This is a genomic window from Bacillus sp. GMa5/1 (genome assembly GCF_050172015.1).
Lineage (GTDB): Bacteria > Bacillota > Bacilli > Bacillales > Bacillaceae_G > Bacillus_A > Bacillus_A cereus.
In genome coordinates, this window is sequence record NZ_JBNLYC010000441.1 from 1 (window position 1) to 454 (window position 454).

The window sequence follows — 454 nt, forward strand, 5'->3', positions numbered from 1 at the left end:
CTTTTATTAACGGGAAGTGGCTCAGCTTGGTAGAGCACCTGGTTTGGGACCAGGGGGTCGCAGGTTCAAATCCTGTCTTCCCGATATTCCCAAAAAACATGGGGCCTTAGCTCAGCTGGGAGAGCGCCTGCCTTGCACGCAGGAGGTCAGCGGTTCGATCCCGCTAGGCTCCACTTTATTTAATATATGTCTCGGAGGTATACCCAAGTTCGGCTGAAGGGATCGGTCTTGAAAACCGACAGGCGGTGAGAATCGCGCGGGGGTTCGAATCCCTCTACCTCCTCCATTTTTTCTTTAATGGTTTAGACATATAATAATAAAATATTTATTTTTTCCTTCATGGAGGTATACCCAAGTTCGGCTGAAGGGATCGGTCTTGAAAACCGACAGGCGGCGAGAGTCGCGCGGGGGTTCGAATCCCTCTACCTCCTCCATTTTTTAAAACTTTATATTG

The 454-nt window shown here is 48.9% G+C and carries 4 tRNA genes; all 4 read left to right on the forward strand.

What is annotated here, in order from left to right:
• The first annotated feature begins 10 nt into the window (after positions 1–10).
• The 4 genes from ACQGSG_RS29305 (at position 11) to ACQGSG_RS29320 (ending at position 434) form a co-directional block, all read left to right on the forward strand.
• Positions 11–84: transfer RNA gene (locus ACQGSG_RS29305), tRNA-Pro, on the forward strand.
• A gap of 16 nt (positions 85–100) precedes the next feature.
• Positions 101–173, forward strand: a tRNA-Ala gene (locus ACQGSG_RS29310).
• A gap of 20 nt (positions 174–193) precedes the next feature.
• Positions 194–286: transfer RNA gene (locus ACQGSG_RS29315), tRNA-Ser, on the forward strand.
• Positions 287–341: 55 nt separating this feature from the next.
• Positions 342–434: transfer RNA gene (locus ACQGSG_RS29320), tRNA-Ser, on the forward strand.
• Positions 435–454 lie beyond the last annotated feature (20 nt).